The sequence below is a fragment of the Vibrio sp. DNB22_10_4 genome (genome assembly GCF_052879755.1).
Genome location: NZ_JBNNXW010000017.1, coordinates 1 through 14,703 on the forward strand (window position 1 = coordinate 1; position 14,703 = coordinate 14,703).

A 14,703-nucleotide genomic window follows, 5' to 3' on the forward strand; every position below is an offset into this window, starting at 1 on the left:
CATTGAAAACCTAATTTGATACCGAGGTATCTAATTTGATTATCATCAACGAGTGCCCACACAGATTGATAGGTTTAAATTTTTAAAGAACATTCTCTTCAAAACTCTGCGTTTCGCTTTCCGTTTGAAGAGGCGGCTATTCTAACGAGATGATTCTCAGTGTCAAACACTTTTTTCTAATTTTTTTGATTTTTTCAAATCTAACTAGAAGACCATCTTGTAAGCTGAATGCCTTACTGACTATCGCCTCGAACCCTTGTGGGCTCTGCCGTGTCAGTGGAATCGCATTATAGAGAGCCTCATCACATTAGCAAGCCTTTTTTTAGAAAAAATACAAAAATAACGCTTAACCGTGTCTTTTTCATCCAAAGGCGTATTTATTCAACTTTATCCTACTTGTGAGCACAACTTATCCACAGAGTTATTAAAAAAGGAGGGCTCAGCCCTCCTTTTTTAATAATGTGAGCAAAGGTTAAATACCAGAACCGTCTGTCTCACCGTCGTCTTCATGCAAACCACACTCTCGTTTTAAACCGTTAAAGCGTGTTTCCTCTTCTTTCATACCTGGTTCCCACTTCACTGTAGAGTGAGTGTCACCCAAAGATAGGTACCCGGCTTCTTTAAGGGGGTGGTAACTCAAGCCATGCTCTTCTATATAGCTATCTACTTGCTCGTTACTCCAATCGATTATCGGTAAGAACTTAAAGCGGCCATTTTGAATCGCAAGTACTGGTAAGTTGGCTCGACTCTCTGACTGCTCACGTCTCAAGCCAGAAAACCAAGTGCGAACATCCAACTCTTCGAGTGCCCTTTTCATTGGTTCTACTTTATTAAGCTGATTATATTGCTTAAGTCCATCAAGCCCATTTTCCCACAACTTACCGTAGCGAGCCTCTTGCCAAGCTGGTGAGATGTTCGCTTTATAGATGTGTAGATTCAGATCTAATTGCTTCTGAAGCTGATCTATAAACTGATAGGTCTCTGGAAATAGATAACCAGTATCCGTGAGCACTACCGGAACGTCCGCTTTTACGCTTGTTACTAGGTGAAGCATAACCGCCGCTTGAACGCCAAAGCTTGAGCTTAGGATATAGCCACTAGGCAAATTCTCTAGTGCCCACTCAACTCTCTGCTTCGCAGTCAATAGCTCAAGCTGACCGTTTAGCTCAGCTAACTTTAGAATCTGCTCGGTTTTAGTCAGTGACAACAGCTCCTGAAGCTCTAGCGCTTTTGACTGGCCTTGCACGATTTCGCTAACTGAGCCTTGTTTAACTGCTTTTTTCTGGGAAATAACGTCTCTAGGCATAGAAGTCCCTTTTCGATACTTTGACTTCTTCTATAATCCCAGCGCGGATAACGAAATCACCAAATGCTTCACCTTCATTACGTTGCTCCGCCCATTGACCTACCAAAGCATCAATCTCTTCTAGGATTTGCGCATCCGTAATGTTCTCTTTATACATCTTAGGTACACGAGTACCTGCTTTGTTGCCACCTAAGTGCAGGTTGTATCGACCAGGCGCTTTACCAACTAAACCAATTTCAGCCAGCATCGCTCGACCACAACCATTTGGACAACCGGTGATCCTCAAGATGATGCTCTCATCACTTGGGATCTGGTGTTTATCCAGAATGCTCTCTACATCAGTAACAAAGCTTGGTAGGAAACGTTCCGCTTCTGCCATGGCAAGAGGACAAGTTGGGAAAGCCACACACGCCATAGAGTTTTTGCGCTGCTCAGATACCGCATCGTCCATCAGACCATGTTCACGAGCGATCTTCTCAATCTTGGCTTTGTTTGACTTAGATACCTTAGCGACAATCAGATTTTGGTTCGCCGTCATCCTAAAGTCGCCTTTGTGAATCTTAGCGATCTCAGCTACACCAGTTTTAAGAGGCTTACCTGGGAAATCGAGCAGTCGGCCATTCTCAATGAATAGTGCTAAATGGTATTTACCATCGATACCCTCAACCCAACCAATTCTGTCGCCACGCTCAGTAAACTCGTATGGGCGGCTTTGCTCGAAGCTAATCCCTGCACGTTTTTCAACTTCTGCTTTAAATACATCAATACCAACACGGTCAAGTGTGTACTTAGTTTTGGCGTTCTTACGATTTGAACGGTTACCCCAGTCACGCTGAGTCGTTACAACCGCTGCAGCTACATCAAGCGTTTTTTCTAGAGGAACAAAACCAAAGTCATCGGCACGTCTTGGATATGTCGAGGTGTCACCGTGAGTCATGGCAAGACCACCACCAACAAGAACGTTGAAGCCCACCAGCTTGCCGTTATCAGCAATAGCGACGAAGTTCAGATCATTGGCGTGCACGTCCACATCATTTTGTGGTGGGATCACGACTGTCGTTTTGAACTTACGTGGTAAGTAGTTTTTACCCAGAATAGGTTCGTCTTCGTCTGTGCTTTCTACTTTCTCACCATCAAGCCAAATCTCTGCATACGCTTTGGTTTTCGGCAGCAAATGCTCACTGATCTTTTTCGCCCACTCATAGGCTTCTTGATGTAGCTCGGATTCCACAGGGTTGGTCGTACATAGCACGTTACGGTTCACGTCACCGGCTGTCGCAATAGAATCAATACCGATAGAGTTCAGCGTTTGGTGCATTAGCTTGATGTTTGGCTTAAGCACACCGTGAAACTGAAATGTTTGACGAGTCGTTAAACGAATACTTCCATAAAGAGAATGGTCAGTCGCAAACTTGTCGATAGCTAACCATTGCTTAGGCGTGATAATACCGCCCGGCATACGTGCGCGAAGCATCACGTTATGCAGAGGTTCTAGCTTTTGCTTAGCTCGCTCGTTACGAATATCACGGTCATCTTGCTGATACATACCGTGGAAACGAATAAGCTGGAAGTTGTCAGCGGTAAATCCACCGGTGATGCGATCTTGTAGATCGTTCTCAATGGTTCCGCGCAGTAGGTTACTCTGCCCTTTTAGACGCTCGTTATCAGACAACGGCCCCAACTCTTCACCCAACACTTCTTGAATAGTGGCTGATTGCTTGCTCATTAGTACACATCCTTCTGATAACGTTTTGCTTTTCTTAGTTCGTTGACAAATTCTTCTGCCTGGTCAGCTTCTTTTCCACCATGCACCTTAACGATCTCAATCAGGGCATTGTGAACATCTTTAGCCATATGGTTGGCGTCGCCACATACATAAATGTGGGCACCTTCCTGTAGCCATTGCCATACCTGCTCACCTTGTTCTAGCAATCGATGCTGAACATATACTTTTTCGTGCTGGTCACGGCTAAAGGCCACATCCAATCGGTTTAGCACACCTGACTTCAGATACTTTTGCCATTCCACTTGATATAGGAAATCTTGAGTGAAAGTGCGGTCACCAAAGAACAACCAGTTCTTACCGCTGTCACCTTGGTTGTCACGCTCTTGTATGAAGCTTCTAAATGGCGCAATACCCGTACCAGGTCCCACCATAATCACTGGCGTGTCACCATTTTCTGGTAGCTTGAAGTTATTGTTGTGCTCAACGAATACTTTGACTTCACCACCTTCTTCCAATCCACGCGATAGGAAGTAAGACGCGCCGCCAAATCGGCTTTCTTCACCTGCTTGATACTCAACAAGCCCAACCGTCAGATGAACTTCTTCATCCACTTCTTCTTGGCTTGATGCAATGGAATAGAGACGTGGGGTTAAACGGCGTAGTAGACCCAGTAATTGCTCGGCCTCTAGTTTTGCTTTCTTCTCTTTAAAGACATCAATCACTTGAGTATTCGAAGCATACTCGCGAAGTCTGTCTTTATCAGCCGCTAGCTTCTCAAGCTTCTTGCTGCCTGAAATCTCCGCGTATTGCGCGACTTGCTGAGGATTTGCCGAAGTGATCTCATAGTGCTTAATCAGCGCAGAGCGCAAAGATAAGCTCTCCCCATCCACATCCACACTTTCAATGCCTGATAAACCGACTTGAGCAAGAAGTACATCCACCAACTCACTGCTGTTCTCGAACCACACACCCAGCGCGTCGCCCGGCTTGTAAGTGATGCCTGAGCCTTCAAGATCAATCTCGATATGACGAACATCTTTGCCAGAATCACGACCCGTGATCTTTTGGCTAGTCAGTAATGTGGCGGTATATGGATTTTTCTTGGTGTAGTTAACCGTAGCGGCTGCAGTTGCAACAGGCAGTGTCACAACATCTGCCGGTTGAGAGGCAAGATCCTCTTTGATGACCTCTAGCGCTTTCGCTCGCCACTCACCCGCTGGCGCGTCGTAATCAACGTCGCAGTCGATACGATCAATAAATGAGGTGGCACCTAACTTGTCTAAGTATTCATCAAAATCTTTACCCGTTTGGCAGAAGAACTCATAGCTAGAGTCGCCTAAGCCAATAACACCATACTTAAGGTTCGGAAGTTTTGGCGCTTTCTTAGATTGAAGGAACTCATGTAGTTCTATCGCGTTATCAGGCGCTTCGCCTTCTCCGTTTGTAGAGGCAACAACGATGACGTGTGTCTCTTTCGCTAGGTTTTTACCTTTGTAGTCACTGGCATCAAATAGCTCAACATCGATACCAAGCGCAGAAGCTTCTTCTTTTAGTTCCTCAGCAACCCCTTTGGCGTTGCCCGTTTGAGAGGCAAAGATAATGGTCAGCTTACCTGCAGGTACAGCAGCCGCAGCTGTATTCACTGCGCTAGCAACTGGAGTCAGCGTTGAAGGTGCACCCGCCTGACTCAATCCCCAAAAATACCCGCTTACCCATGCAAGCTGGTTTGAAGATAGGTTCGTTGATGCTTGTTGTAGTTGTGATAGCTGCAGATCGTTAAGTGGAGCAGCTAGGCTTGGTAATTCTTGAGAATTGTTATTACCATTCGGCGACTGTTTTACGTTTGAAGACATTGTCACGACATCCCTAATCATTGCGTGACGATAGATTAACCAACCACCTTAATAACAAGAAAGAATAGATATGAATGTTTTATAACTTTTTGGAAGAAGAGGTTCGTTTGGAAGGGAGACTATTTAGCCTCAATACGAACCTCAGTGAAGCCGACGGCCAGCGCTGACTTAGACGCCTTGTCGAGATCATTGTACTGACACTCTGCGCCATGAATATCCGTCAACATAACGAAACCGCCTTGTTTGTGGCGAAACTCAACGATCCAACCGCCTTCAGATTCGGCGGGTTCAATGATCGCTTCTGCCAGTAAATCTTGATGGAATAAATACTTCAATTCCGTAATTGTCATGGCTCCCTCCAGAAATCCTATAATGACCGACGCCCTTGGTCATATAGATAACTATAGCAATTGTGCTTATCCCTGTAGGGTTATTTGTGATCAGTTTGTTAATTTGTGGGCGCCATTACCTTTTTATAGATCCAAATCGCTATAAGGAACGCGATAATGTAAGGCAAGAGATTGAACACAACCCCGACCATGCCCAATAGAAACATTACCGCAAACGACACCACAATCGCCATTGTCACAGTGACAAACGTAACGCCAGTCATTACTAGAGTTGCAAGGAATACCAAAACGAAAATTAGTTCAAACATAACCTCTCCCATTTCGTTGCTAGTTTAAGTCTTTTGAATTACTTAAATGGATTGCAGGAAACGTTCCAACTTTCATAAACCTTAAAAATCATAGACATAGCCAAAAACAAAAACTCCGACACGCTTTCGCATAGTCGGAGTTGGTATTTATCGCCAAATGATTGGTAAATTACACATCCAATTCAGATGGGATTTTTGCTAGTGCTGTTTCAAGCACTTCAATGCCTGCACCTTTCTTATGTGCATTTTCACTGATGTAACGACGCCACTGGCGAGCGCCTGGCATTGCTTGGAACAAGCCAATCATATGACGCGAGATATGACCAAGGTACGAGCCGTTAGAAAGCTGACGCTCAATGTACGGGTACATCTCTTCAACGACTTGCTTACGCTTTTTCACTGGAGTGTCCAAGCCAAAGATAAGCTGGTCAACCTGCGCAAGGATGTATGGGTTCTGATACGCCTCACGACCGATCATCACGCCATCAAGATGCTGCAGGTGCTCTAGAGATTCTTCTAGAGTTTTTACGCCGCCGTTCACTGCCACATTCAAGTGTGGAAAGTCTTTCTTAATTTGGTATGCGCGAGGGTAATCCAATGGTGGGATCTCTCGGTTCTCTTTAGGGCTTAAGCCACTAAGCCAAGCTTTACGTGCGTGAATGGTAAACTGATCCACGCCGCCTTTCTCAGAAACCGTAGATACAAACTTAGTCAAAAACTCATACGAGTCGTGATCGTCGATACCAATACGGGTTTTTACCGTCACTGGAATATCAACCACTTCACGCATCGCTGCCACGCACTCAGCCACTAAATCTGGTTCAGCCATCAAGCATGCACCAAAGCGGCCATTCTGTACGCGATCTGATGGGCATCCCACGTTTAGGTTTACTTCATCATAGCCACGCTCAGCTGCAAGCTTTGCACAGGTTGCCAAATCAGCAGGATTTGAACCACCTAGCTGCAGTGCCACAGGGTGCTCTGCTTCGTTGTACGCTAGAAAATCACCTTTACCGTGAATGATCGCACCAGTTGTTACCATCTCGGTGTACAGCAAAGTTTGTGATGACAGTAGACGATGGAAATAACGGCAATGTCTGTCTGTCCAATCGAGCATCGGTGCAACAGATAAGCGGTTCGCAGTGTATTTACTAGTTTCTTCAGGCTTCATATGGTGTTACTCGAAATCTTGATGCTGTATATATACATGAACTTGCTAGAATTGCCCCCAAATGTCCCCTCCATAATCATGTGGAAGAAGCAAGACAAATGACATCATTCAGCAGTGCAACGTATACTAAAAAGCGTCAAAACGCTTCATTGTAGACGTCGTCTTCAAAAATAGGTCGGAGATTATACACAGAGATTCGAAAACATTCAGAAAAAAAGCACTGCTCTCTATTGTTAACTGACGTATCGGACTCTATAAGACATTCAATTGTTCAGCGACAACCAAAACACTGAAGACAGAGATCTGCTCGCTGATTAGCTCAATTTGTCGGTAGTCCAAATCTTCAATGTCGTTTTTGTCGGGTTCATCAAGCCTAAGCGCAGAACCAAACATCTTTTTCAACTCTTGAACGTCTTGTTCCGAGTATCTCTGCTTTATCTTACTTGTCTCCCCTAATGTACATTGGTACATCTTGAGCTCAGACAAATACAAAACGACTCGTTTCTTATCATCTTTAGTCAAAGATTCAAACCAAGGTGTTATTGGAAACGTTTCAGCATTGCGGCTTCGGATGTCAAAGCACTCCGAGTGTCTATTGTTCCACTCGACCAATAAATCAAAGCGGTCTGAAGTTGTTTCAGCGGCGCACGCCGAGAGTGGTAGAAGAAGCAGAATCCTACTAAAGTGCAGCTTCACTTATACACCTCCAAAACTTTTGTTCCGACCCACTTGTTGTCCATGTAAGAGGTTCTGCTATTTGCAAAACCCTGTCTTTTGAAATTTTAGAAACACTCGACATCGCCTCGCCAAAGATCTCCCAATCGTATTCACGAATTGTAATCATGGTTTCAACCGGCTTCCCTGTCACACTTGGACTAAAAAATCTGATAGAGCGGTGTTGAAGCAATCGCAAAGCCCAACATTCCCCCCCGATTAATAATATCGTGAACTTGTGATACTGCCGTTTTGCTTGATGGACTAAGTTGCAGGTCATTAACTTCACAATATCCCACTCTCAACATACCGCCTCCTTTTTCCAGTGCCATATTATTATGCTGGTCATCGCACCGAAAAAAGACTGATTTAAGTTGAAGCCGGTCGTAAAAATCTCACTCAAACCACACTCTAGAATTGTGAACTGTGGCTGCTCTTATGTCGTCAACTCGGCTTTGCAACATACAACTAGATACGCTGCCAACAATTCTATAATCGAGACTAACGACCTACCGAAGGAATTAGTATAAAATGAACAGAATTCGCAAACATAGGTGGACATGTGGATCAGAAGCTAATCAAACAACTAGAAGAAACGTGCTCGGCGCGAGGGGTTCGTTTAACGCCTCAGCGTAAGCGTGTGTATGAGCTGATTTGTGACAGTAATAAGGCCTCAAGTGCCTATGAACTCCTTGACCAACTCAAGGTCACTGAACCGCAGGCAAAGCCACCAACGGTATACCGAGCACTGGACTTTCTTTTAGAGCAAGGATTTATCCATCGCGTTGAATCGACTAACAGTTTTGTCTCTTGTTGTTCATTTGGTGAGCATAAGCACTACTCGCATCTGCTGATTTGTGACAAGTGCGGTAATGTCGTTGAACTACAAGATGATATTCTGATAGCCTTGCTTAATAGCAACGTTGAAAAACATGGCTTCCAGTTTTCAAATCACGTCATAGAAACTCATGGCACATGTCAGACGTGTTCATCATTGGAAGAATCGAACAAATAGAAGAAGTTATGCGCGCTGAATTTGTAAATCCGTTTTTAGCCTCATTGATGAATGTGCTAAAAACGATGGCTTCAATGGAGATCAAGCCACTTAAGCCAAGAATTAAAAAAGACGAGATCGCTCGAGGCGATGTGTCTGGCCTCATCGGTATGGTAGGCACACAAACCCGTGGTTCAATGTCGATTACGTTTGAGGAAGGGCTTGCCCTTGAAATCATGCAGAACATGCTGGGTGAAAAACCACATGGGTTGAATGAAGAAGTGACCGATATGGTGGGTGAGATCACCAACATGGTGACGGGCGGAGCGAAACGTATCTTGGCAGAAAACGGCTTTGATTTTGATATGGCAACACCGGTTGTGGTATCAGGTAAAGGCCACACCATCCGACACAAATGCGATGGCGCGATCATCATCATGCCATTTACCTCAGACTGGGGTAATGCGTTTATTGAAATTTGTTTTGAATAAACACATATCGCTAAAATGCAAAAAGGGCGTCATGATTATGACGCCCTTTTACTATCTTTGGTAATGCCTTGAGGGTTATTCCCCCGCCACCTTCATCGACTCCAGCAAAATCGAGCCAGTTTGGATTTGTGAACGTGTCTCTACATCATTACCTACAGCAACAATTTGTTGGAACATTTGTGCCAAATTGCCTGCAACCGTAATTTCAGATACAGGGAATTGGATTTCACCGTTCTCAACCCAAAAACCTGCTGCGCCGCGCGAGTAGTCGCCAGTTACGATATTCACGCCCTGCCCCATCACTTCAGTCACCAATAGACCAGTTCCAAGCTGCTTGAGCATGGCGTCAAAGTCTTGGCCTGTCGATTTTACGTACCAGTTGTGGATGCCGCCAGCATGACCAGTTGGCGTCATGTTCATTTTACGCGCCGCATAGCTGGTTAGAAGGTAGGTCGCCAGTTTACCGTCGGTGATGATGTCCATGTCGCGCGTAACAACACCTTCATTGTCAAACGGGCTTGATGCCAGTCCGCGTAGCACGTGAGGCTTTTCTTGTATCGAGAACCAATCTGGCAAGATTTGCTCGCCCAGTTTGTCCAATAGGAATGAAGACTTGCGATACAGGTTACCACCACTGATACCCATCACGAGGTGACCTATCAATCCAGTCGCAACATCGTTGGCAAACAGCACTGGGTATTGACCAGTTTTGATCTTTCGTGCGTCAAGACGCTCAATCGTTTTCTTCGCTGCTTGCTCACCTACAGACTCTGGTGTCCAAAGATCGTCACGATGGCGAGCGAGTGTATAGCTATAGTCTCGCTCCATGTCACCGTTTTGGCCTTGGCCGATCACGCTGCAGCTAATACTGTGGCGGCTTGATGCGTAACCCGCTAGCAGGCCGTGAGAGTTACCATAAACCTTTACGCCATAATGACTATCGTAGCTCGCGCCATCACTTTGTTTGATTTTGTCACTGTACTCCAGCGCTGCCTTTTCAGCAGCAATGGCTTTTTGCGCCGCCATATCGGGGTTTGGCTCATCAGGGTGGAAGAGATCAAGGTCTGGAATATCAGTCACCATAAGCTCTTTTGGCGCAGGACCTGCGTATGGATCTTCTGACGTGTATTGAGCAATATCCAGCGCAGCTGCTACCGTTTGAGCAATCGCTTTTTCGCTCAGGTCAGAAGTTGAGGCGCTGCCTTTTTTCTGTCCACGGTAAACTGTAATACCTAAAGCACCGTCACTATTGAACTCAACGTTTTCCACCTCGCACATACGCGTCGATACGCTAAGCCCCGTGCTTTTGGTGATCGCAACCTCGGCCGCATCTGCACTTACCGAAGCCATGTCCAATGCTTTCGCAACTGCCGCTTCTAGCTCAGCTTTTTGCTGAGCAACTTGCTCTCTTACGTCCATATTTATCTAATTCTTTGCTAATAACTGAGTCTAGAATAACAAGGTTTTCGCATTCTCCCCAGATTTCTTGCTAAAATAGCGGATATTCGTAATGAGATAGTGATATAGGCAGACATCATGGCACGCAAAAATCAGAAAGCGCCTTGGGAAGAGGAAGAAGAGATCATTTGGGTAAGTAGAACCGAAATGAAGAACGACATGGAAGAGTTGCAAAAGCTCGGTGAAGAGCTCGTTGAGCTAAAACCTGCTGTGTTGGATAAATTCCCACTTAGCGAAGATCTGAGAGAAGCGATCGCAGATGCGCAGCGCTTTAAAAATGAAGCTAGGCGTCGTCAGTTGCAATACATTGGTAAGCTGATGCGTACCGAAGATCCTGAGCCGATTCAAGCGGCGCTCGATCGTGTACGCAACAAGCATTCACAATCTACTGCAGCTCTACATAAGCTTGAGCAATTGCGCGACCGTATCATTGCTGAAGGTGATGAGGCGATTGCAGCAGCAATAGCACTTTATCCTGAGCTAGATCGTCAGCGCCTGCGCCAGCTTGCTCGCCAAGCAAACAAAGAGAAGCAAGCCGGGAAGCCTGCAAAAGCATTCCGTGAAATCTTCCAAATGCTTAAGCACGAAGAAGAGCAAGAGTTTTAAGACTATTCTCGACTGAGTATCACGAAAGGCAACTGAGCAGTCAGTTGCCTTTTTATTTATGGGCGCTAGTGCGCCGCCTGGACAAACTCAGCCAATGCCGCATTCGGATGCACATCCGTCAGCTCACCAATGTCCCCTTGCGCTTCAATGCAGCCATTCGCCAAATAGGCAAAGCGATTCGCTATGGCGCGTGCATCACTTAAGTGGTGCGTTACCATGATCACGGTGACTTGTTTCTCGCTCGCTAGCTGTTTCACCACACTCAGCATTTCTTTACGAAGAATAGGATCAAGGGCAGAAAAAGGCTCATCAAGTAGCCATATAGGATGAGGCTGTACAAAGCAACGCGCAAGCGCCACCCGCTGTTTTTGACCACCTGATAGCTCTGAAGGGAGTCGCGTTAACATCTCTCCGAGCCCGACTTTGTCTGCTGCATTACGCACTGTCTTTCTGTCAGCTTCATTGAGTTTAAGAGCGGGACTTAGTCCTAAGCCAATGTTGTCAAACACTGATAGGTGATCAAAAAGATTGTGCTCCTGAAATAGCATCGACAACGGCCTTTGATGAGGCTCAAGCCTATCGATGTCCTTCCCCTCTACTTGAATTGCCCCGGATTCAGGCTGACAAAAGCCAGATACTAGTGCCAACAATGTCGATTTTCCCGCACCACTTGGACCAATCAACGAGACGATGTCGCCTTGGCTTACTTCAAGTTCAAAGTGGAACCAATCACTATGGTAGCGATAGGCGACGTTATTTAGGTGCAACATGACGAGAGCCTTCCTGAAAGTGTTTTTTGGTTGAGCTAGCTTTTCTAGACGTTCTATTCAGTGTATCGGTCAGTGAAAAAATACCGATACTCAATGCAAACAGCACCAAGGATACTACGGCAGCCGATTCGAGCTGATAGCTGCCCATAAGCTGATAAAGATACAGTGGCAGGGTATTAAAATCTTGACTACCGAATAGGGCAATCACGGTAAGGTCACCCATAGACAAAATGAAGCTTATCGAAAATGCATGCAGTATCGGTGCTCGAATAGCGCGCCATTCCATCAACCAAAATCGGCGCAGTCCGTGCATTCCGAGACTTTGCCATAGCGGATAGTATTGACTAGCAAGGCGCTGCATCGGCTGATTCAAGGTCTTAATCACATAGGGCAGCGCCATTAGGGCATTGACCAACACGACAATGCCAAACGCTAGGCTGAACACATTTGTCATGCCTCGCAGCATCAAGAAAGTAGCAGTACTAAGGACTAACGCTGGTGTCACCAGAATAACGGTTCCCACAAGCTCAAGGCTGTCCGCTCGTCGAGCTTGGGACTTAAGCCTAAAAACCCGCGTTGTTGATAGCAAGACAACGCCCACCAGCAGAGCAATACTCCCTGCTAATGCCGCCACTTGCAGCGAAGTACCCATAGCACTCCAAAAGCGCGAATCGGTAAATACGTCAAACAATTTCGAGTTCAAACCACTGAGCAAAATAGCCAGAATCGGAGGTATCACGAGCATTAGGGTTGCCATGATCCAAATGCTATCCCAGCCCTTTTTAAACACCGTATCTTTGGGTTGCAAGCTAGACGTCGCGTGAAAATTACTCTTACCGGAAACGGGTTTACTAAATCGTCCAACAAACATCACCAAAACGGCACAGATTACCATTTGCCAAAGTGCTAGCACCGCGCCAGTGGGCAAATCAAAGTCGAACTTAATCGCTTGATAGATAGCCAGCTCGATGGTGGTCGCTTGTGGTCCGCCCCCAAGTGCCATGACAGTTGCAAAGCTAGTAAAGCAAAGCATAAACACCAAACCAATAACGTGAGGAAGATGCGACTTTAGCCTTGGCCATTCCACTAACCGAAAGCATTGCCAACTGTTCATGCCAAGATGAAGTGCCAACTTTCGCTGCTCCTCTGGCACGCCCTCTATCGTTACCAACAATAGCCGAGTAGCAAAAGGCAGATTGAAGAACACGTGAGCGAGCAAAATACCATTGAGCCCATAGATGGAAAAAAGCGCAGAGCCACCAGCGAACCATTTGGCAATCACTCCTTGGTTACCATAGATAGCCACAATGCCAAACACGCCAACAAGCACAGGCATGACCAAGGTTGTGGCAAACAGCTTGAGTAGCCACTCTCGCCCCCAGAAATGGCGACGCGAAAGCGCATGAGCCACGGGGACAGCAAGTCCAACACTTAACAGCGTCGAGAGGCTAGCTTGCCAGAAACTGAATTTGGCCACGTGCTGATAATAAGGATCTCTAAACAGCAGACTAATATCATCAATGGAAGAATAGGAAAGCAGTGTCCACAAGGACGCAACGACATATAGGCCAATGAGCAGCGCAACCACTAAGCCGGCTTTGGGAATTCGAATCACAGTGACCTCTAGGGAAGAACAAGATTTCCAACGGTACGTTATTCTCTAGTAAGAATAACGTACCGCCGAATAGACAGCGTTACTTAATCAACGCAGATTGCCATTCACGGATCCACGCCTTGCGATTATTCGCCACTTCGTCAGGAGAGAAAGACAACGCCTTGGCGGGAATGGTTAGGCTCTCAAACCCAGCGGGTAAGTTGCTATCCACCACTGGGTACATCCAGTTACCCGTAGGTATGTTGGATTGAAAGCTATCAGAGACAATAAACTGCATAAACTCATCGGCAAGTTTCTGGTTGCTGCTTCCTGCCACCTTGGCAGCAACTTCTACTTGAGTGTAGTGACCTTCTGCAAAATCAGCCGCTGCGAAACGTTGGTCTTGCTCTGCAATAATGTGGTAAGCCGGAGATGTCGTGTAAGACAGCACGAGATCCGACTCCCCTTCTAAGAACATCGAATACGCTTCAGACCACCCCTTAGTCACAGTGACGGTTTTCTTCGACAGTTGCTGCCATGCAGCGCTTGAATCATCCCCATACACAGACTTCATCCACAGCAGTAAGCCTTGGCCTGGTGTCGACGTGCGTGGGTCTTGGTAAATCACTTTAAGGTCATCACGCTGTTCAACCAACTCTTTAAGGCTTTTAGGTGGGTTCTTTACCTTCTCTTTGTTGTACACGAAGGCAAAGTAGCCGTAATCAAATGGGACGAATACCTCATCACTCCAACCATTCGGCAATACTACCGATGACAGATCAGCACCGTGGTTAGCAAGCAGCCCCGATTTTTTCGCCTCGCTCATTAGGTTGTTATCAAGACCAAGCACGACATCTGCTTGAGTGCTGCTGCCTTCCAAGCGAAGTCGGTTGAGGATAGACACGCCATCATCAAGCGCTACATAGTTGAGATCGCAACCACATTGGGCTTCGAATGCTTTTTCAATCGCAGGGCCTGGTCCCCAATCGGATGCAAATGAGCTGTAGGTATAAACGGTCAGCGATTGTGCCGATGCCATGAGTGGAGTTGAAAAAAGTGCTGTCGCTAACGCGATTTTGCTGATTGAGTGGTTTTTCACTGGTTCTGTCCTTAGTTATTGTTTTGAGACCCAGAGAAAACGCGCGATGTGGGAGTGCATCCAATAAATTGGAGCTAGAGTGTCTACTTAGCCGATTAATAGCAAAGGAGCCTCATCCCTACGCCAGCATTATCTGGATCAGGGCTGTTACTTAACGTACGCGGGTATCAGGCTTGACCTTCTCTCAGCACCACTGCTAGTGCACCCCGTGAGTTACAACCTTTGAGGGCGAATTGTAACCTTTTCGTCACAGATTCGCCAAA

Annotated in this window: 14 protein-coding genes; 3 read left to right on the forward strand and 11 right to left on the reverse strand. The window is 46.1% G+C overall.

Annotated features, from left to right (window positions below):
• Window positions 1-472: 472 nt before the first annotated feature.
• From ACVA6Q_RS22015 to ACVA6Q_RS22045, 7 genes are all read right to left on the reverse strand, one after another.
• The gene (locus ACVA6Q_RS22015; protein ID WP_446648965.1) at window positions 473-1,249 is read right to left on the reverse strand and encodes a phosphoadenylyl-sulfate reductase; all 777 of its coding nucleotides are present in this window, start codon (window positions 1,247-1,249) and stop codon (window positions 473-475) included.
• 49 nt (window positions 1,250-1,298) lie between these two features.
• Window positions 1,299-3,032 carry an assimilatory sulfite reductase (NADPH) hemoprotein subunit gene (gene cysI, locus ACVA6Q_RS22020; RefSeq protein ID WP_353497217.1) on the reverse strand — a complete coding sequence of 578 codons (1,734 nt, stop codon included), beginning with the start codon at window positions 3,030-3,032 and terminating at the stop codon, window positions 1,299-1,301.
• Window positions 3,032-4,906, reverse strand: a complete 1,875-nt coding sequence (locus tag ACVA6Q_RS22025; RefSeq protein ID WP_446648946.1) for an assimilatory sulfite reductase (NADPH) flavoprotein subunit — start codon at window positions 4,904-4,906, stop codon at window positions 3,032-3,034. Before ACVA6Q_RS22025 ends, cysI begins: the two co-directional genes overlap by 1 nt.
• 98 nt (window positions 4,907-5,004) lie before the next feature.
• Window positions 5,005-5,235, reverse strand: a complete 231-nt coding sequence (locus ACVA6Q_RS22030) for a hypothetical protein (protein ID WP_042478735.1) — start codon at window positions 5,233-5,235, stop codon at window positions 5,005-5,007.
• 98 nt (window positions 5,236-5,333) lie between these two features.
• Window positions 5,334-5,543: an envelope stress response protein PspG gene (locus ACVA6Q_RS22035; protein ID WP_353497219.1), complete on the reverse strand. Its 210-nt coding sequence runs from the start codon at window positions 5,541-5,543 to the stop codon at window positions 5,334-5,336.
• A 169-nt stretch (window positions 5,544-5,712) separates the two neighbouring features.
• Window positions 5,713-6,714 carry a tRNA dihydrouridine(20/20a) synthase DusA gene (dusA, locus tag ACVA6Q_RS22040; protein WP_446648947.1) on the reverse strand — a complete coding sequence of 334 codons (1,002 nt, stop codon included), beginning with the start codon at window positions 6,712-6,714 and terminating at the stop codon, window positions 5,713-5,715.
• Between the two features lie 252 nt (window positions 6,715-6,966).
• A complete protein-coding gene (locus tag ACVA6Q_RS22045; protein ID WP_446648948.1) occupies window positions 6,967-7,410 on the reverse strand; it encodes a hypothetical protein in 444 nt (147 codons plus the stop codon).
• 580 nt (window positions 7,411-7,990) lie between these two features.
• On the opposite strand from ACVA6Q_RS22045, the gene zur reads away from it, so the two are divergent.
• Window positions 7,991-8,443: a zinc uptake transcriptional repressor Zur gene (zur, locus tag ACVA6Q_RS22050; RefSeq protein WP_112460381.1), complete on the forward strand. Its 453-nt coding sequence runs from the start codon at window positions 7,991-7,993 to the stop codon at window positions 8,441-8,443.
• Between the two features lie 8 nt (window positions 8,444-8,451).
• Window positions 8,452-8,913: a chemotaxis protein CheX gene (locus ACVA6Q_RS22055; protein WP_112481216.1), complete on the forward strand. Its 462-nt coding sequence runs from the start codon at window positions 8,452-8,454 to the stop codon at window positions 8,911-8,913.
• A 75-nt stretch (window positions 8,914-8,988) separates the two neighbouring features.
• On the opposite strand, the gene pmbA is transcribed toward ACVA6Q_RS22055, so the two are convergent.
• Window positions 8,989-10,332, reverse strand: a complete 1,344-nt coding sequence (gene pmbA, locus ACVA6Q_RS22060; protein ID WP_353497243.1) for a metalloprotease PmbA — start codon at window positions 10,330-10,332, stop codon at window positions 8,989-8,991.
• 117 nt (window positions 10,333-10,449) lie between these two features.
• Between pmbA and yjgA the strand changes: the two genes are divergently transcribed.
• Window positions 10,450-10,977: a ribosome biogenesis factor YjgA gene (yjgA, locus tag ACVA6Q_RS22065; RefSeq protein WP_353497244.1), complete on the forward strand. Its 528-nt coding sequence runs from the start codon at window positions 10,450-10,452 to the stop codon at window positions 10,975-10,977.
• 65 nt (window positions 10,978-11,042) lie between these two features.
• Here yjgA and thiQ read toward each other — a convergent pair whose 3' ends face one another.
• From thiQ to thiB, 3 genes are all read right to left on the reverse strand, one after another.
• Window positions 11,043-11,747, reverse strand: a complete 705-nt coding sequence (thiQ, locus tag ACVA6Q_RS22070) for a thiamine ABC transporter ATP-binding protein (RefSeq protein ID WP_446648949.1) — start codon at window positions 11,745-11,747, stop codon at window positions 11,043-11,045.
• Complete coding sequence (gene thiP / locus ACVA6Q_RS22075) at window positions 11,731-13,362, reverse strand: thiamine/thiamine pyrophosphate ABC transporter permease (protein WP_446648950.1); 1,632 nt, start codon at window positions 13,360-13,362, stop codon at window positions 11,731-11,733. The genes thiQ and thiP overlap by 17 nt, the downstream gene beginning before the upstream one ends.
• A 79-nt stretch (window positions 13,363-13,441) precedes the next feature.
• Window positions 13,442-14,425: a thiamine ABC transporter substrate binding subunit gene (thiB, locus tag ACVA6Q_RS22080; RefSeq protein ID WP_446648966.1), complete on the reverse strand. Its 984-nt coding sequence runs from the start codon at window positions 14,423-14,425 to the stop codon at window positions 13,442-13,444.
• Window positions 14,426-14,703 lie beyond the last annotated feature (278 nt).